Here is an 18,270-nt window from a genome sequence, read left to right as displayed (position 1 = left end):
ATTTCAATATTAAGCTAAAAATCAGTCATATTGTCTGAATACCAACATTTTAAACTGTCATTTATTCAGTTTGACTGACTTTTTGTACAAAATGATTACGTGTCGAGGGTTTTGCTCAAAGCGAAGTCTCGGTTTAAGCGAGGATCAAATCAAATAAGCAAATAAATCATGTTTGTTATTCAAGTACTCGCCAAAAAAGTTTTTGGTTCTCATCCGCTCCAATAAGGGCTCAAAATCCGATTTGTCTTTTAATTCGATACCGACCAGGGCAGGTCCCTTTTCGCGGTTGATTTTTTTGGCGTATTCGAACAGAACAATGTTGTCGGTAGGTCCCAGGATATCGTTTACAAACTCTTTTAAAGCTCCTGGCCGTTGCGGAAAACGAACGATAAAGTAATGTTTCAACCCCTCGTAAAGCATGGAGCGTTCTTTAATTTCCTCGGTTCGGGTAATATCGTTGTTGCCGCCACTGATAATGCAAACCACTTTTTTACCTTTGATCTGCTGCTGGTATTGCTCCAAAGCAGCCACCGATAAAGCCCCTGCAGGCTCAGCCACGATAGCTTCATTGTTGTACATCTCCAAAATCTTGGTACATACTTTTCCTTCGGGTACCAAGAGCATATCGTCCAGGTTCCTTTGGCACACCGGAAAGGTATAATCACCTACCCTTTGAACTGCGGCTCCATCCACAAACTTATCTATTTCGGGCAAGGTTACTATTTTACCGGCCTTGATAGATTGATACATGGCAGGCGCTCCTTCCGGTTCTACACCAATAAGCTGAACATCGGGTCTGTTCAGTTTAATGTAAGCACTTAACCCGGCCGTCAGCCCGCCTCCTCCTACGGGTATAAATACAAAATCGACATCAGGTAAATCTTCCAGTATTTCAATACCAATTGTTCCTTGTCCTTCAATTACTTTGGGATCATCGAAAGGGGGAATGAGGGTCAAGTTATTATCTTTGCTGAACGTGAGTGCTTCCCGGTTGGCATCATCAAAAGTATCTCCCGCCAGCATCACTTCAACCCATTCTTTACCTAACGTTTTTACCCTTTTAATTTTTTGCCGGGGTGTGGTTGTAGGCATAAAAATAATACCTTTCACTTTTAGTAAAAAACAGGACAATGCCACTCCCTGTGCATGGTTTCCGGCACTGGCACAAACCACACCTCCGTTAATCTCTTTTTTTGGCAAAGAGGCCATTTTGTTGTAGGCCCCCCGTATTTTATAGGAACGTACCACCTGTTGATCTTCACGCTTAAAGTAAATATCAGCCTCATACTTCTCCGAATAGGTATGATTATATTCCAACGGAATTCTTTTAATTACTTCCTTTAAACGAGTAGCTGCATCTTGTATATCTTGTAATTGTGGTATGTACATTGTCTTTTTCTTGCTCATCATCATTCATTGATTGTCTGTTATCCGGCAGACGATATTTTTGGATCTTCTTCAATTAACCCGTCCTAAAGGGGGTTCTTACGATGTATTTATTTAATCGGATGCATGGGTTTATACCAAGAAAATCCCGTTCTCGGCGCATTCCTTTCGCATCGTATCGGGCCAGATGCTGGATTGTATTTCACCAATATGTGCTTTCTTTAAATAAAACATACACAAGCGGGATTGTCCTATTCCTCCTCCAATAGAAAGCGGCAACTCTCCTTTAAGCAGTCTCTTATGAAAAAGTAATTCTTTACGTTCAGGGCATCCTTCAATTTCCAACTGTTTTACAAGTACCTCAGGGCTCACCCTGATGCCCATGGAGGATAACTCAAAGGAACGTTCCAGAACCGTATTCCAAACCAAAATATCGCCGTTTAACCCTTTGTTACCATTTTCAGAATCGGATGTCCAGTCATCGTAATCCGGTGCCCGGCCATCATGTTTTTCTCCATTCGATAGTTTTCCCCCAATGCCCAATATAAATACTGCACCATGCTCTTTTGCAACTGCATCCTCTCTTTCTTTTGGCGTAAGATCAGGGTATTTGTCCAATAAATCCTGCGTGTGAATAAAAGTGATTTCTTCGGGTAAAATAGGTTTGATATCGGGATACCGCTCAAAGACAATAAACTCGGCCCGTTTCATCACCTCATATATTTTTTTAACGATGTGTTTCAGGAAGTCGATATTGTATTCGCCCGGTTCTATATGTCGTTCCCAATCCCATTGATCAACATATAGGGAATGTATGTTTGTTAATTCTTCATCGGGTCGGATGGCGTTCATATCGGTGTACAAACCGTAGCCTTTTTCAATGTTATAATCGGCCAGCATCATACGCTTCCATTTAGCCAGGGAATGAACCACTTCTGCCACCTGGTCGTTAAATTCCTTTATCGGGAAAGCTACCGGACGCTCCGTGCCGTTTAAATCATCGTTAATACCGGTTCCCTTCATCACAAACAAGGGAGCGGTAACTCTTCTCAACCTTAATTCCGAAGCTAGTGAACTTTGAAAAAAATCTTTCACCTCTTTTATTGCATGTTCGGTCTGTTTTAAATCCAAAAAGGATTTATAATTCTGCGGTATAAATAGTTTTGCCATGGCTTAAATAATTTGATAGCTAAAGATAGTTATTGATATTACAACACTATTCATTTCATTGATATAAATTCAATACGTAACAAAAGAAACCACATAACTACTCCAAAGTTTTTGCTAACTTCAAACATCAATTCTAATTAACTTGAAAATCGTTAAACTCAATATAATCATTGAATCCATCCAAAACAGTTATATAGGATGTTTGGTTTCCGGTGAGGATGAAAATATAAGACTATCATATTCAGCGGATGACGGTACAATGTCATTTCTGCAGGATAACCATCTATCACAGGTGCTTAGCGCCAACAAGTTTCAATTTTATAAAGTGCTCAATTCAGCGATCAGTGGCGATATGGAAGTGGGTCAGTTGATTAGCTGCGTTTTTATTGAAGGTTTTAACTTTTTAAGTGAAGATGATTTTTCGAAAAGGTACTTAGTCATTGACCGGCGTAGCCATAAATTGGTTATCACAGCGCAAGACACAGAAACGGATGGTTTCCACAAACTATATGCTGATGGATGTTTTCTTAGCGAAACCGGACAGTCGGGTTATGGCGGATTTATAGAAAAACATCAGGGTAAGCGAAAAGTATACAGCCGTTCTTTCGCCAACGGTAGCAGCAACCTCATGGAATTATTGGCGGTAATTAAAGGCCTCGAACTTTTAAATTCATCAGATAAAATACAGGTAAACACGGATAGTCGGTTTGTTATTCGTGGACTGGTGCAATGGGTTCACTTCTGGAAGCATAACAATTGGCAAACTGCACACGGTAAAGTCATAAAGTTTGCGGAACACTGGCAGCATATCGATCAGCTTTGTGAAGGAAAACTGATGGAATTAAAGTGGATCAAAGGACATTCCGGGCATAAGGAGCAGGACTTTTGCCATCAGCTGGCCAAAAAGGTGGCGCTAAAGGGCCAATAGTCAGTGGTGTTTTTGTCGGTTGTAGCAAAGCAGCATCCTGCTACCCGTATCTTATTTCGGACGGAAGGTCAATTGTGATTGGTTGCTGTATGAAATAATCTCCAATTGGTCATCGGAACTCATCCCAATGCCAATTCGATTAATAATTTATAAAGCTTACTTAAACACAGTAATGTAAGATCTTTTCAATCGGGCTTTCCCCGATACGGCTGATGCCTGCCGCCATTATGGAATTTTTCAAATTCCTAATGGCAGTTCCCGGATAATAATACTAACGTCATTTAAGAGAACTTGATTTAACCCGCAATATGCATTAGAAATTCTATTACCCATTGAAATTACTTTAAAACAAGGCACTTCGTTGCATCACTTCAACTCTCCAGAACGATGCTATGCCTCGTTTCAGTAATGCCTTATTTTATTGTAGTTGCCATGCTCATGACGAACCTCCAATACATAATCCGGGTTTAAAAAAAGAGGCCTGTTAGCCCCTTTTTTATGTACTTCTTATTTCCCTCTTCACAAACAGCAAATAGGATATCACAAAACAGATAACTGTTAAGGCGATAATACCTATGATTTGAGGCCATACCAGCATCATGCTTTGCCATACAGGTATTGGGCCCGGAATGGCTCCCCTAACCTGTTCCATGGTTAAGGGTCCCACACTTCTTACCGTGGGAGTCAAAAGCACATTGGTGATTTCGTTAAATAACTGGTTGGGTGCCAGCTGGGATATATTCAGTTTCATTCTTTCGCCAGCAACGGACAGGTTTCTGCCGGCAGGAACGAGCATCTTAAACACAACACCCACCAGCATATTATAAAATATGGAAAAAAACAGCCATACGGATATCCCGGTCAAAGCGGAGGTAGCCGGCTGAACAAACTTAATGGAGAACAAAATAGATAAATTCAGCCAAAAAGCCACGTAAACAATGGCGGCCAGCGTGAACAGGACGATTCGCATAAACTCCTCGGGTGTTGGCGGAATACCAATGGCTAACAAGCCAATTCCCATCACCAAAAAGCTCAGTGTAAAAAACAGTAGGCTAATGATGCCCAACGAGGCGGTAAATTTGGCATTGATAAAGTAGTCTCTAGGAATGGGCTGAGACAATATCCGGCTAACCGTACCTTTGTTCATCTCTGAATTAACTGCGTCAAACCCCATACCTATGCCCAGTAACGGCCCTAGAAAACCCACAAAAACAAAAAACGAAGGCAGTGTTCCGTCCGATACCGTATACAGCTTTAAAAAGACAAAAACATCATCCGCCTTACTGGTTTTTATGGCTTCAGCTATATTGGCCAGAGCCGTGTACATGGAACCTAAACAAGTGAGGGCTATTAGCGCGACCAGGATAATAAACCGCCAGCTTTTTATATGGTCAGCCATTTCTTTGTGCACCAAAACCTTAAATGCATCCGGCGCAGATTCCTTTTTGTTCCGTTTAAACCAATTCATCTCGGCTGATCGTTGATTGAAGATTTCGTTAGTTTTTATCATCATCACCTCCCTCAAAATATTTGTTGTAAATATCGTTTAAGCCATATTCCTTTTTCCGTAAAAAAGTTAAATCAAAGCTGGCATCTATAATCATTTTAGCCACTGAGGCACTCACATCCTGCACGCATGCTAAGGTCAACAAATCATCGTTATATTTTACTTCTGCAACTCCATCTATATTTTGGATCGAAGCCCTGAGTTTCCGTATGTTTTCGGCCCATGTTTCGTGGTTCGAACGCCACTGCACCCCGGCTTGAATTTCCACAGGGCTTTCAGAAAACAACTGGGAAGATAGGCTTTCTATATCACCAGAGGCAATCAGTTTTCCTTTCACAAACAAACCTACCCTGTCGCATATATGCTGCACCTGGTGCAAGTGGTGAGACGAGAACAATACCGTAATCCCCTGGTTTTTGCTTAAATCGCGAATTTGTTCCAATAATTCACTCATTCCCCTTGGGTCCAGCCCCAGAGTGGGTTCATCAAGAATAATCACCTGTGGTTTTTTAACCAGTACATCGGCCAATCCCAGGCGCTGTTTCATGCCTCGCGAATAAGCTCCCGCTTTTTTATCTCCTTCCTGGGCTAAACCCACCATTCCAAGTAACTCCTCCACCCTTTCTTTGGCTTGCTGATCAGGTATTTGGTTCAGCCGGGCTGTAAGCATCAGGTTTTCAAAACCCGTCATATGGTTATAAAACCCAACATCCTCGGGCAGGTAACCTACTCGCCTTTTAACCCGAATAGGTTCATGCTGGGAAGAATGCCCACAAACCTGCACACTTCCTGCCGAGGGCTGGGTCATCCCCATCATCATGCGGATTGTGGTTGATTTTCCTGCACCATTCGGCCCCAGCAACCCGAATATCTCACCCTTTTCGATTTGCAGATTCAGGTTATCGACTACGGTTGCTTGTTTATATTTTTTGGTGAGTGCTTCAATTTTAACAACAGGAACAGCCATGCTTACCTCCTTCCGTATTTACGAAACAAAAACGCGATACTCCCTAACGCAAGGAAAATCACCAGGATTCCCATCCAGCCCCAGATAGCCGGTGTTTTTACACCCATCCTAAAGGAGATCTTTTCTGTTACTTCGGGTATCTTAGCTGATATATTGCATACATAGTCGCCCGCAATGGATTTTTTTGCCGCTTTTATAGTAGCTTGTACTTTTGCGCTTTTCCCCGCAGCAATACTTTCAATTTCCGAAGGATTAAATGTAACCTCCCAACCCGAGGGTTTTGATGCGCTTAAAGCCACTTTGTTCAAAGAACCTGAGCCCGTGTTTTTTACCAGGAGTTCCACCGTTTCGGTACTTCCTGCGGTTATATTGCTGCTTAACAAACCGGTGGGCGTGGTTAACTCCATTTCGTAGGTACCTTCAATTACCACTTCCAGTTCTAAATCGGCACTACTAAAGTTATTGACCGCTTTTACGGGTATCTTATAGGTTCCGGCACTGATGCTGTGTGGGGGCTTAACCTCAATGCTGACATCTTTTGACGCATTGGGCTCAATTTCAACCGATGTAGCTTGTTTGTAATTGGGCTTAAAGGTAACACGCCAGCCACGCGGAGCAGCACTGCGCAAAGCATAAAGTTGTTTTTCCCCGGTTCGGTTTCGTAGGCTTGTTTTAAAATTAAAATCCGCTTTTGAATGGCCTTGCATATTGGCCTGTTCGGTGGTGAATTCGGTTTTGTTGCTTCCTTGCTGAGCTACATTTACCACCAGTTGCAGCTTGGCCGATCCGGCATAAACCGTTATGGGATAATTGCCTTTGTTCACCTTTAAAGGAACTTCAACCTTCAATTTGAGGGTTTGCTTATTGTCTGGTAACACGGCTATCTGCTTAATGTTGTAAGCGCCTGAATTTAAGCTATAATCCCAGCTACCGGGTATTCCCCGAACCGATAAATTGCAGAGCTGCGTTTGTTCGGAGTGATTGATGATTTTTAAATCGTAATTAATAGATTCGCCGGGCGGAACAGAAATTTTGGTGTTGGTGGTATATACTTCAACCTCTCCGGCTGCCAATATTGGCTGGTTTAACATTGTCATCATCCCGAAAACAGATAACAACAACAAAAAAGAATATTTTATTCTCATGATTACCTATCTTAAAAGTTTACAAAATGTCAAATGAACTCGTTAAAGGGTTTGGTTTGAAAAAGACAGCTTTTTATCGAAATCGTTAAGCAGTTTGCTCTTTAACCTGCATAATGTATTACCGGTAGATAATGAGCATTTAAAATACCATAAAACAAGGAGCTGCTGAAACGAGGCACAGCACCGCTATGGCGAGTTGAAACAACTCAGGGAAACGCCTTGTTTTGAAATAGTATAATTGCGTAACAGTATTTCTGATACATATGGCGGGTTTAACTAATGATTATCGACTTAATATCCCCTATCCCCACATCTATTTCCGGCTGCCGCATCCTACGGCGAAGTAGTAGATGGGGTACTTCCCCCGGCCTCAGGGCTAAGGGAAGAATCGTTTTACATATATGATGATAGAAAAATTGATTACTCCTCTAATTCTGACTTGGACACAAACAACTTGGAAAAGTTAGCATCCTTGTTTTCTTTGAATAAGCTGCCTTGGTTCTGATTTGATGTCATCGTAACCTCATCGCTTTGAACCAAAGCTTTAATCTCGGAAATAGCCATTTGTTTATCCTGAATCTGCACGGTATGGGTATACATTCCAGGGATTTCATCCGTAAAGGAAGATCCTCGCAATGAAGTAATCCTACCCAAATAATCGGCTACTTTGGCTGAATCCAATGCAACTCCGTCACACATCCATGTATCCTCGTTTTTAACCATGGTAAAAGAACTGTCTGCGAGATAGGTAAAGGTTATCTTGCTCAAATTGCTTTTATCCACTTTGAGGAGTTGCTTATTTCTAAAAGCATTTACATCGCGGTTGATGGAACTTCCCAGAAATCCCTCCACGGCATACACCTCCGTATCATCTCCCGATCTCACATAGGTGGTCATCGTACCCTGCGGCCCCCTGTAATACGGGTTTTGCTGCATCATCATGGCATTCTGATTAGCCTGACGGTACGAGAATTTTCCAATATAAATAGAGGCGAGCTCTTCACCGTTGTTCATCAGTTGAACTTTGGATGAAAGAGAATCGGTTAGCTCAAACTTCTCCCAGTTGTCCTTGCTTCGTGAAGCTAAACGAAGTGGTTTAAGCGCATTTACCTGATTGATTAATCCGGTTATCACCCCGGCATCTCCGTTATAGTTTTTGCCGTCGGCGAGCACCCTCCAGTTATCACCTTCCTTTTTTAGTTCTATCTTTTCACCGTCAAGCATTTTAGGATAAACGACAACCGTATTTACATCCCCGGTATTTACTTCGAAAAGTACGCTTTTTAAGGTATTCACCCCTTTGGATTGATCTACAAAATGAGTAATGACCACCATGGCCAGCAGCACTCCAAAAGTAATGCCTAATGTTTTAAGGTTGGATTTTCTAAACATAGCTTTCCCCCTTTCTTTTTAATCTGATCAGTTTTCTTCTTTGGTTTCTGTAAATTCCTATGCCCAGTATTATCAGGATGGGCAGCCCAAAGTTGGCCCATTTCAGTACTTGCTTGTCTGCATCGTCAATTTGATCCAGCGGGCGCATTTTAACCTGTTTTGAGCGCAGTTGAATCAAGCCTGTATCATCACTCATAAAGTCGATGGCATTAACCACAAAATTGGCGTTATCGGGTTGCACCTGTCGCATTTCCTGTCCTGAACCATTGATCGCCAAATCGCCGTCTGCCACCACCACTAATTTATTTTTATTCGTTTCAACCATAGCGGCCACGGGAAGTTTCGACATGGGGAAGTCATTTTCGTCCCATTGTCTTTCAATATTGAAATAAACCGGTGTTGGCTGGGTGGTTGATTTTTCCGAAGTAAATACCAGGGGTGTATATGTTTGAGTGCTATCGCCCGAGAAGCTAACGGTACTTCCAAATTGCAGTACCATCGTTCCCAGCCCCTCTGTTATGGGGTGTTCCGCAAAGTTTGAAAGAATGGGCAGGTAAGGGAAATTAATTGGTCTGTTAACGGTGAATATCCCCTGACGCTGCTGAACGTTTACAGAACCGCAGTTTACATCCATCACAAAATTTTCTTCCACTTTAATTCCTTTTTTCTCTAACCATTTGCCCAGGCCGGTATACTTTGAGAACCCAATCCCCTGGTTGAGTTGTGCATCCACTTTGTTTACCGAAACAAAAATATTTCCGCCTTGTGCCAGGTATTCATCCACAATGGCCAGATGTTCTTCCGGTACGGTATCCTGGGGATTTATCCATGCAATGGTTTTGTATTTGCTGAGGTTAACACTGTCGGACAACTCAACTTCTTCCGAAACATATAACACATCCAAACCTTGCGTAACCTGCATCATTTCCTGCAAGCCGGCTTCGCCATGTCCACTAATAAAACCAATGGCCGCTTTTTCCGGTACGGTCATTTTTTTGATGGCAGTCGTCAAGGCATATTCCATTTGAGCGCCGGGCTGGATAAATGGTATGGTCTCTGATTCCTCACCAATTTGAATAACTGCTCCCATATAGGCTTTCTTAGTAATAGACTGATCTTTTTCGCGTGCTTCGATCATCACTGTTTGGATTCCTGCTTCCACCGCTTTTTGTTCCATTTGCTGATCCTCATTTGGATTCACAAACTCATAAACAACTTGTCTTCCGGAAATAGAAGAATATTCCGAAAGAATATCCCTGAAATCGTTTCTTAGTTGATCGAACTGAGGTTGAAGTCCCTCCGAAAAATAAGCGGTAACGGTTACAGGCTCCGTAATCCCTTCCAATACATCCTTCGTCGTTTCGCTCAAGGTATATCGCTGATCTTCGGTAAAATCCAGGCGTAAAAAGAACCTGTTGGCCAGGATGTTAATCAACACAATAATACCCAGCGACAACAGAATATAGTATTTTAATTGACTCTTTTTAAACATAGCGCTTAGTTTAAATTTCGTTTAACCAGGGATAGTTCAGATGCCATCAATCCCAACATAATAATCGATCCGAAATAAATCAGGTTTTTACTGTCAACCACTCCTCTAATGATACTCCGATAATGGTACTGCATATCCATATAGGCCATTACCTCTCCCGCAAATCCGGAAAAGGCCCTGGATATGATGCTGAAAAGAATCTGAAAGAAGATGCCTATGATCAAGGCCAGTAAAAAGGCCACAATTTGGTTGGACGTAATACTACTGGCAAAAATACCCAGACTGATATAAGCAGCGCTCATCAACAGTAATCCTAAATATCCCGTCCATACCGAACCATGGTCGATTGGGCCAATAGATGCAATAGAGATATAATAGGGTATAGTTAACGCCAGTGTAATTACAATCAGTAGAAATGTAGAAAGAAACTTTCCTGTAACCACTTGCCAGTCCGAAACCGGTTTGGTCAGCATCAATTCTATCGTTCCTGTTTTGTATTCTTCGGCAATCTGTTTCATGGTTAGTGCCGGAATAAAAATAAACAGCGTCCAGTATGCAATCCCAAAGAATGGTTGCATAGTGGCACGGTTAATAAAAAACACATCGTTGTTTCCGTAGAGCCAGGTAAAAAATCCACTTAAACCCAGGAAAACGACAATGAGAATATAAGCCATCAGGGAATCAAAGTAACCTTTCAGCTCTCTTTTGGTGATAATCCATATTTGTTTCATGATAAATGAGTATCAAGTATTAAGACACAAGTATCAATAAAATTGATACGTAATGTATTTGTTGATTTTAATTAGTTCTCCCAATTTGCTCCAACCGTGTTGGTCGCTTCAACTGCATGGGTCGCTCCAGTCGCATGGGTTAGTTCGCGGAAGATATCTTCGAGGTTTTTCTCTTGTGGCGTAAGTTGGGTGAGATACCATCCTTTGTCGGCACAAGCCTTAAAAATAGCCCTGCACGAGGATAATCCCGGTTTGGATTCCACCTCGAAAAAGTTCTGATTGTCGTCGCCAAAAGAAATCACTTCCGTTTCAGGTAAAGCCTTTAGCACTTCATACACCTCATTAGTTGTTCCGCCTTCAACAGCCACTTTCAACACTTCGTTGCCTTGCGCTTTATGGCGAAGTTCATTTGGAGTACCGTCGGCCACAATCTTACCTTTGTTGATGATGAGCACCCTGTCACACGTGGCTTCTACCTCTGCCAAAATATGGGAACTAAGAATAACGGTTTTTTCCCGTCCGATTTCTTTTATGAGCTCGCGAATCTCAATAATCTGGTTAGGATCCAGACCTGTGGTAGGCTCGTCCAGAATAAGCACTTCCGGATCGTGAATTAGCGCCTGGGCCAGTCCAACACGCTGGCGGTACCCTTTGGAGAGTTCTCCGATTTTTTTGTGCTTCTCATCATTTAAACCGCATTTGGCCACCATTTCCTTTACCCGTATATCCAGATTGGCCTTGGAAACGCCCTGTAGCTCACCAATAAACCGCAGGTAATCTATAATAGGCATGTCCAGATAAAGTGGATTGTTCTCAGGTAAATAACCAATGTTCTTCTTTACCTCATCCGGTTTTTCAAGTACCGAGTTTCCACCAACCGTAATATCTCCATGGTTTGGAGAAATAAAACAGGTGATGGCTTTCATGGTAGTTGTTTTACCTGCGCCATTTGGTCCAAGAAAACCCAGGATTTCGCCGGTCCTCACTTCAAACGAGAGATCGTCCAAAGCTTTTTGCGGACCATACGTTTTGGTAATTCCTTTAACGTGTATGTCCATTTTTTATCGTATTGTATGTGTTTGATAGCGATATTAAAGCGACACCAAAAATAAAAAATGGGAAAAAAACTGAAAAAAGGGAGAAGAGGTTTAACTATTTTTTAACTCCAATTATGTTTAGCATAAACATCCGCGGGGTCGTATTCCGATATCCTGGGTATGTATAATAAAACTGATCTAGAATGAAAAAACAATAAGAAATATAAAAGTGAATAATATTCGTTAATTTTATTATACTGCTGAATACAGGGAGATCATGAGACGTTCGATGAGGATGATCATGTAATCAGTAAGTGGTTATTGATGCTAGAAACAGCACATATTTATGATTTGTATCTTCGAATAAATTCATTAGCTAACAAACATAAAACCAGGTTTAAAATACTCAAGATGAATATACTTAAAATATTATTAGTGTTTTCTGTAGCTCTGGTAATTGCCAACTGCAAACAGAAAACCGATAAAGGCACAAGTGAACAAGCGACTAACCCGGATATCAACCTGGAAATTCCCGGAAGTGTTCGGCTTTTTGACGGTAAAGGGCTAACCAACTGGGATATCACCAATTTTGGGCCCCAGGGCGAAGTTTATATATCAGGTGGAAAAATAGTTTTGGGAATGGGTGATGGTTGCACCGGTATTACCTGGAAAAACGACTTTCCTAAGGTTAATTACGAGGTAAGTTTGGAGGCGATCCGCATTGCCGGGAACGATTTCTTTTGTGGGTTGACATTCCCTGTTAACGATGATTTTTGCTCGTTTATTGTAGGAGGATGGGCGGGTGTGGTATTAGGACTCAGTACCATAGATGGATTAGATGGATCCGAAAACGAAACCACCTCGATGATGACCTTCAACACGAATGAGTGGTATAAAATCAGACTCAAAGTAACTTCAGAAAAAATTGAGGCCTGGATTAACGGGAGTAAGGCTATTGACTTTGCCTACGAAGGAAGACAATTGGGTATACGCCCCGAGGTACGGTTATCCTGTCCTTTTGGTATCACCACCTGGAAAACCACAGGTGCCATTAGAAATATCTATTTGAAGGAGTTGTAAACCATTCCGGGCGGGACTCCGAGTCGCGCCCGGAGTGGTTTAACCAGATAAAATACTTGCATCCAGGACTAAAATTGCTTAATTTGAAAGGTGTTCTTTAAATATTTAATCATGGATTTCCAAACCGGACACCTTTATCACATTTACAATCAAAGTAACAACAAGAATAATATTTTCTTTAACCAGGATAATTACCTGTTCTTTTTAAAAAAGATAGCCACAAATATTTTACCTTTTTGCGATATTTTAGCCTGGTGTTTAATGCCTAATCATTTTCACTTGATGGTGTTGGTGAATAGCTTAGAAGCCAAGTTTGCTTATTATACTCCGGGAGCGACTAGTAATTCGAAGTGTGATTCTACTACTCCGGGCGCGACTCGCAGTCGCACTCGGAGTGAAAAAACAAGGACTGATACCCTGCAGAAATCATTGGGTATAATGCTGGCATCGTACACCCGAGCGTCAACAAAAAGAAAAAACTTAGCGGTAGTTTGTTCCGACAAGAAACAAAAGCGGAGTGCATTACTTGCTCGGATGGTGTTACTCCATCTTTTTTTAATACTAAAAACGGTACAATCTTTCTCTCTGAAACACCCGAGCGTCAATATCCTCAAATATGTTATAATTATATTTTGAATAACCCCGTTAAGTGCAAGGTTGGTATCAAAAGCAAGCGATTGGGAATTTTCTTCCGCAAAGGATGTTACCGGTTTAAGAAATGGAAAGCTAATAAACAAGAGGGTGATTGAAGAGTATGGCATGGTATTTACTCCTTAACCAACTCCGGGTGCTATTCGAAATTCAATGTGTGCTACTCCAAGTGCGACTGCAAGTCTCGCCCGGAGGTTTCAATGAGGACTTTGACAGTTACACTGATTATGATGATTTGTCTGATTGTCCTATTGCTGATTTAGATGTTTATGTTGTTGCTGTTTCTACTACTTGATTGCTTCGTATTTTCCTGTTCCGTCTTTTAGTGCGAATTCTATGATCTCTGTTATTTCTGAGTTTTCTACTATTGATAATCTTAAGTAGTAGTCGTCTAGTAGGTTTGCTGTTATGTTTACTGCTGTGTCGTTTGGGTTTACCCTGTCGCATTTGTTGTTTCGTAGCTAAGTTGTCCTGTGTCTCCTGTGAATTTTGCTAGTTTCAAAGTGTCTCCGTTGAGTAGGAGTGCTCCTCTGAAGCTTGCTGGTGTTTTTCCGCTTCTGCTGCTGGTTGCATCTAAGTTTACTTTTTTTTGATAGTTGTTCAACATCTCAAAATCGAAGGTATTCTGCGCCTCGGTATCAACACTTTTAATGTATTCCTGGCTTTGGTATATTCCATTGGGGTCGCTTAATTTAAAAAGATAGCTTCTTAAGTCTATTTGAGCATCTTTTAAAGCGCTTGAGATATGGGTATTCTCTGAGGTAGTATTAGGTGATAATAATAGCTTAACGCCACTTTTATCCCCAACTTTAAGAATAGCCACCAGTCCCTCAATACCAGTTAAATTAAACTCGGCACGGTAAATATGCTTACCCATGGTCATAAATTTGCTTTGCAACAAAAGCCTACCATCAATAGAAAACAAGCTCGCATTTTTTACCGGTTTAAATGAAAAAAACTCTGCTATTATAGTAGTACCATTATGTATTATTTTTAGCATGGGTTCCTTCATACCCGTTTCTTCGATTACGGTTACGATATTGGCGATATAATAGTACCCGTTGGCATCAGTATTTGTGGAATGGGTATATATTGGGTCGTCCTGCGGTGCTAATTCAAGCTCTATATTTTCTATTCCCTGCCCGTTAGTATTTCGTACATAGCCCTCTATGCTTTGAGCAGTAGCTACGGCCGAAGTCAAAGTAAAAACAACAGGTACCAAGACTGATCGAACAAGAATTTTTATACAACTGAGTTTAGCTCTTTTTTTAAGTTTGGGTTTTGTGTTATACACAGAAACATTTTGCCGACGATTATTTAATACAAAACCAGTATCTTCTATATGTTCCCGAAGAACGTATTTTTTACTTATTTCGAATTCAACGGTTTGTTGGTATAACTTTAACGCTTCGTTTTTATAACCTGTTTTATGTAACAAACAGGCCTTTTCCATCAAGTATACCGTATATTCTGTCCAGTTCAACAGTGCATTATCATTGCTATAAAAAGCTTGCTTGTAATCACCTCTATCAATATAACATACATATTTATTCAAGTTTTGCTTGGGCTTAGCGTAATTAAAAGTTGGCTGAATACCTATGTATTGTAATTTGTACAGTACGATTTAAACAATGAAGTATGCATGAGATGGTTATTGGTTTTGCTTTTAAATTATGAAAAAACCAGCACATATTCAAGTTGTTTATGCTTAACTACTCCGAGTGCGACTACGAGTCGCGCCCGGAGTGGCACTCGGCAAGGTTAATACAGCATCCCCAAATGCCATAATGGAACCGTATTGCCAAAACCAATTTCTATATCGTCTTTTACAATATATCCGTTTTCTAATTCCTTAATCTGCTTCTGCTTTTTATTTTTACCACCTACCTCAAACGTAATCTCTCCGATTAAAAAGTCGGCAATTGGTGAAGCACAAACTGTATAATTCAACTTGGTTTGATTAAAGAAGAATGCCTCCCTTATATTACCTATATTAGGTGTATCTTCTGCAAGGTTATAAACCAGGTTGGTGTTCTCAAGATATATGTTACTTACCTTACCTAACGACCTTATATCTCCTTTAGAATTCCTCAACTGTGCTACCATGCCTGCTTCTTCAATGTACATGCAATAGTCGGCAATATTATTTCTACTGGCCGATAACATGGTAGCAATGCTACTGAAATTAGGCTTAAAAGGTGTACTCTTAGAAATTATGGCCATTAGTTGTTTTAACTTGCGCCCGGTCGACACATTCATTTCGGCATATAATGGAATGTCAGATTCTAATGTTTGATTAACTATTTGCCTCAACCTCCATTCAAAATCGTCTTCAAGAGCAAAAGGGTAATAACCTTGTTTTAAATAATTTTTGAAATGGCGTAAAGGATGCTCCAATCCGGGAATATCTATTTGATGTTCAATAATATTTTTTAAAGTAAAGGTTTCCAATTTTATATTATGAAACAAATGCAAATACTCCCTAAAAGATAAGCCCTGTAGGTTATACATTACAGCTCGACGGCTTAAATCGGTAACACCTTTCTTTATATCTAAAACTGAAGAGCCTGAAAACACAACTTTTAATCCCGGATAATAATCATACAAAAGTTTGAGCTCTTTTGACCAATCTTTATATTTTTGAATTTCATCAATAAAAAGATATTTCCCTCCTTGCTTTACAAATAAGTCGGCGAGGTCTAGGATTGTATTATCAGAAAAATAAAAGTCTTCAGCTGTAACATACAATGTTTCTTTTAAATCTAAATTGTTCTTTGTATACTGAATAATCAAAGTAGTTTTGCCAACTCCACGAGGGCCAATTAAGCCAAGCATTCTGTTGTTCCAGTTAATCTTGGAATATAGGTATCTGTAAAATTGCGTATCCGTATCTTTCAGTAATTTATAAAAATACTCAAATAACTTATCCCTAATTTGCTGTTTCCTACAAAGATATAAATGCACTTAAATAATGCAATAATTATCGCTTTGTAGCAGTGCATAATTAATTTATACTCCAGGCGCGACTTGGAGTCGCACTCGAAGTCTATTCCTTATTCTTTGAATCGATAATAATGGTTACAGGGCCATCATTGATTAGCGAAACTTGCATATGAGCGCCAAATTCGCCCGTTTGTACCTTCTTACTTAGTACTTGCTCCATACAACTAACAAAAGCCTCGTATAAGGGCACAGAAACGTCAGGTTTGGCCGCATCGATATAAGATGGCCGGTTTCCTTTTTTGGTTTTGGCATGTAGGGTGAATTGGCTGACTACTATCATTTCCCCATCTACATCCAAAAGCGATTTGTTCATCACATCATTTTCATCCGGGAAAATTCTTAGATTGGCAATTTTGTTGCAGAGCCATTCAATATCGTTATTGTCATCGTCGTTTACGATTCCCAATAAAACTAAAAGTCCATTTTTTATCTTACTTTTTATATTATTATTTATATTCACTGATGCTTCAGATACTCTTTGAATTACTACTCGCATTTTTTGTTAAATTGAAATATATTACAATATTTATATATTCATATTTACAACTTTATATTTTTAGATATAAACATTTGTACGATAATTTTTGTTGTATTGGGTAAAAATAGAATAAATTGCCATAAATTTCTCTAGATGGTCTGTTTTTAAAAAAAATGTTTTTACTATACAAAAAACATACTAAACACTGATTTATTGCTTATTACAAGTCATAAAACATTCATATAAACAACTTTTAAGCCCTTGAGAATTCGATAAAATTATTTTCCTTATAAACGATACAGCTATATGCGCATAATATTGAGTCAAAAAACCGATCCTTTTCAAAATTTAGCCACAGAAGAATATTTGCTTAAAAATTTTAGTGAAGACATTTTTTTCCTTTACATAAATTCAAAATCCATTATCGTAGGAAAACATCAAAACGCGCTTGCCGAAGTTAATTTTAAGTTCGTTACTGAAAATGAAATTCCGGTGGTCAGAAGATTAAGTGGAGGTGGAACCGTTTTTCATGATCCCGGAAATATCAATTTTTGTTTTATTACATCCGGCGTAAAAGGAGAGTTGGTCAACTTTAAAAAATACACCACACCAATTGTTGAGTTTTTAAAATCAATTGGCGTAGATGCACACTTTGGTGGAAGAAACGATATTTTAATTGAAGGTTGTAAAATTAGTGGTAATGCTTGCCATGTTTTTAAAAACAAGGTTATGCACCATGGTACACTTTTATTCAACAGTCAACTAGGTTCCCTTACACAATCATTAAAAAACGATCCACTAAAATTTAAAGATAAAGCCGTTAAATCGGTCAGAAGTAAAGTAACCAATATTCATGATCATTTAGGTCAACCAAGAGATGTAGATGTATTTGTCCGGGAACTATCGGAATATATAATCCTAAATTACAATTGCGATGCCTATACACTGACAGAAAGAGATAATGAAAAGATAAATGAGTTAGTAGAAACTAAGTTTAACACCTGGGAATGGAACTTTGGCTATAGTCCAAAATTTGAGCTTAAAAAACGGTTGAAGTCTGAATCGGGCAAACGGTTCGAGATTATACTTCATGTTAACAAGGGCAACATAACAGAAGTAGCTATTAGAACCAATGCAATTGATTTGGATAAAGTAAAACAGCTCAAGAATTCTCTTGCTAATTGTATACATGAAATAAGCCACATTACCACTAATACCAATGAGGTATTTAAGAATTGGCAAGAGCTAAGGCAGCAAGAATTAATTGAGGCGTTGTTTTAAGCCAATAAACCAACGTTAATTT

15 protein-coding genes are annotated in these 18,270 nt (G+C 39.8%); 3 read left to right on the top strand and 12 right to left on the bottom strand.

The annotated features are described in order from the left end of the window. Positions 1–144 precede the first annotated feature (144 nt). Positions 145–1,389, bottom strand: a complete 1,245-nt coding sequence (ilvA, locus tag ACRD64_RS06490) for a threonine ammonia-lyase IlvA (protein WP_430932440.1) — start codon at positions 1,387–1,389, stop codon at positions 145–147. 129 nt (positions 1,390–1,518) lie between these two features. Next, a complete protein-coding gene (gene asnA, locus ACRD64_RS06485; protein WP_430932439.1) occupies positions 1,519–2,556 on the bottom strand; it encodes an aspartate--ammonia ligase in 1,038 nt (345 codons plus the stop codon). A gap of 142 nt (positions 2,557–2,698) precedes the next feature. Between asnA and ACRD64_RS06480 the strand changes: the two genes are divergently transcribed. Further along, a complete protein-coding gene (locus ACRD64_RS06480; RefSeq protein ID WP_430932438.1) occupies positions 2,699–3,484 on the top strand; it encodes a ribonuclease H family protein in 786 nt (261 codons plus the stop codon). Between the two features lie 496 nt (positions 3,485–3,980). Here the strand turns inward: ACRD64_RS06480 and ACRD64_RS06475 are convergent, their stop codons facing one another. The 7 genes from ACRD64_RS06475 to ACRD64_RS06445 form a co-directional block, all read right to left on the bottom strand. Beyond that, positions 3,981–4,952, bottom strand: coding sequence for an ABC transporter permease (locus tag ACRD64_RS06475; RefSeq protein ID WP_430932437.1), 972 nt, complete (start codon positions 4,950–4,952; stop codon positions 3,981–3,983). A gap of 28 nt (positions 4,953–4,980) precedes the next feature. After that, positions 4,981–5,958 (bottom strand): ABC transporter ATP-binding protein, encoded by a 978-nt coding sequence (locus ACRD64_RS06470; protein WP_430932436.1) that lies wholly within the window; start codon positions 5,956–5,958, stop codon positions 4,981–4,983. Between the two features lie 2 nt (positions 5,959–5,960). Next, complete coding sequence (locus ACRD64_RS06465; RefSeq protein ID WP_430932435.1) at positions 5,961–7,103, bottom strand: NEW3 domain-containing protein; 1,143 nt, start codon at positions 7,101–7,103, stop codon at positions 5,961–5,963. Positions 7,104–7,523: 420 nt separating this feature from the next. After that, entirely contained in the window at positions 7,524–8,495 is a 972-nt protein-coding gene (locus ACRD64_RS06460; RefSeq protein ID WP_430932434.1) for a DUF4340 domain-containing protein, read from the bottom strand. Continuing rightward, positions 8,488–9,987 (bottom strand): GldG family protein, encoded by a 1,500-nt coding sequence (locus ACRD64_RS06455; protein ID WP_430932433.1) that lies wholly within the window; start codon positions 9,985–9,987, stop codon positions 8,488–8,490. The genes ACRD64_RS06460 and ACRD64_RS06455 overlap by 8 nt, the downstream gene beginning before the upstream one ends. Before the next feature lie 5 nt (positions 9,988–9,992). Beyond that, complete coding sequence (locus ACRD64_RS06450; protein WP_430932432.1) at positions 9,993–10,718, bottom strand: ABC transporter permease subunit; 726 nt, start codon at positions 10,716–10,718, stop codon at positions 9,993–9,995. A 71-nt stretch (positions 10,719–10,789) separates the two neighbouring features. Continuing rightward, positions 10,790–11,776 (bottom strand): ATP-binding cassette domain-containing protein, encoded by a 987-nt coding sequence (locus ACRD64_RS06445; protein ID WP_430932431.1) that lies wholly within the window; start codon positions 11,774–11,776, stop codon positions 10,790–10,792. A 390-nt stretch (positions 11,777–12,166) separates the two neighbouring features. Here ACRD64_RS06445 and ACRD64_RS06440 point away from each other — a divergent pair, with 390 nt between their 5' ends. After that, complete coding sequence (locus ACRD64_RS06440; protein WP_430932430.1) at positions 12,167–12,835, top strand: 3-keto-disaccharide hydrolase; 669 nt, start codon at positions 12,167–12,169, stop codon at positions 12,833–12,835. Between the two features lie 1,084 nt (positions 12,836–13,919). Here ACRD64_RS06440 and ACRD64_RS06435 read toward each other — a convergent pair. From ACRD64_RS06435 to dtd, 3 genes are all read right to left on the bottom strand, one after another. After that, on the bottom strand, positions 13,920–15,041 hold the full coding sequence (locus ACRD64_RS06435) for a carboxypeptidase-like regulatory domain-containing protein (protein WP_430932429.1): 1,122 nt from the start codon (positions 15,039–15,041) through the stop codon (positions 13,920–13,922). 206 nt (positions 15,042–15,247) lie between these two features. Further along, positions 15,248–16,321 carry an ATP-binding protein gene (locus ACRD64_RS06430; protein WP_430932427.1) on the bottom strand — a complete coding sequence of 358 codons (1,074 nt, stop codon included), beginning with the start codon at positions 16,319–16,321 and terminating at the stop codon, positions 15,248–15,250. A gap of 211 nt (positions 16,322–16,532) precedes the next feature. Beyond that, positions 16,533–16,985 carry a D-aminoacyl-tRNA deacylase gene (dtd, locus tag ACRD64_RS06425; protein WP_430932426.1) on the bottom strand — a complete coding sequence of 151 codons (453 nt, stop codon included), beginning with the start codon at positions 16,983–16,985 and terminating at the stop codon, positions 16,533–16,535. Positions 16,986–17,273: 288 nt separating this feature from the next. Between dtd and ACRD64_RS06420 the strand changes: the two genes are divergently transcribed. Next, on the top strand, positions 17,274–18,248 hold the full coding sequence (locus ACRD64_RS06420) for a lipoate--protein ligase family protein (RefSeq protein WP_430932425.1): 975 nt from the start codon (positions 17,274–17,276) through the stop codon (positions 18,246–18,248). Positions 18,249–18,270: the final 22 nt, after the last annotated feature.

The sequence above is a fragment of the Saccharicrinis sp. 156 genome, from assembly GCF_050589685.1.
In the GTDB taxonomy this organism is placed as follows: Bacteria; Bacteroidota; Bacteroidia; order Bacteroidales; family Marinilabiliaceae; genus Saccharicrinis.
The sequence above is the reverse complement of the archived record's forward strand: the minus strand, read 5'-3'. Positions and strand labels throughout refer to the sequence as shown.

Bases quoted from the DNA above. Each gene is read 5' to 3' on its own strand.
- ilvA (WP_430932440.1), bottom strand. From the start codon at position 1,389: ATGTACATACCACAATTACAAGATATACAAGATGCAGCTACTCGTTTA.
- asnA (WP_430932439.1), bottom strand. From the start codon at position 2,556: ATGGCAAAACTATTTATACCGCAGAATTATAAATCCTTTTTGGATTTA.
- ACRD64_RS06475 (WP_430932437.1), bottom strand. From the start codon at position 4,952: ATGAATTGGTTTAAACGGAACAAAAAGGAATCTGCGCCGGATGCATTT.
- ACRD64_RS06470 (WP_430932436.1), bottom strand. From the start codon at position 5,958: ATGGCTGTTCCTGTTGTTAAAATTGAAGCACTCACCAAAAAATATAAA.
- ACRD64_RS06465 (WP_430932435.1), bottom strand. From the start codon at position 7,103: ATGAGAATAAAATATTCTTTTTTGTTGTTGTTATCTGTTTTCGGGATG.
- ACRD64_RS06460 (WP_430932434.1), bottom strand. From the start codon at position 8,495: ATGTTTAGAAAATCCAACCTTAAAACATTAGGCATTACTTTTGGAGTG.
- ACRD64_RS06455 (WP_430932433.1), bottom strand. From the start codon at position 9,987: ATGTTTAAAAAGAGTCAATTAAAATACTATATTCTGTTGTCGCTGGGT.
- ACRD64_RS06450 (WP_430932432.1), bottom strand. From the start codon at position 10,718: ATGAAACAAATATGGATTATCACCAAAAGAGAGCTGAAAGGTTACTTT.
- ACRD64_RS06445 (WP_430932431.1), bottom strand. From the start codon at position 11,776: ATGGACATACACGTTAAAGGAATTACCAAAACGTATGGTCCGCAAAAA.
- ACRD64_RS06440 (WP_430932430.1), top strand. From the start codon at position 12,167: ATGAATATACTTAAAATATTATTAGTGTTTTCTGTAGCTCTGGTAATT.
- ACRD64_RS06430 (WP_430932427.1), bottom strand. From the start codon at position 16,321: ATGCTTGGCTTAATTGGCCCTCGTGGAGTTGGCAAAACTACTTTGATT.
- dtd (WP_430932426.1), bottom strand. From the start codon at position 16,985: ATGCGAGTAGTAATTCAAAGAGTATCTGAAGCATCAGTGAATATAAAT.
- ACRD64_RS06420 (WP_430932425.1), top strand. From the start codon at position 17,274: ATGCGCATAATATTGAGTCAAAAAACCGATCCTTTTCAAAATTTAGCC.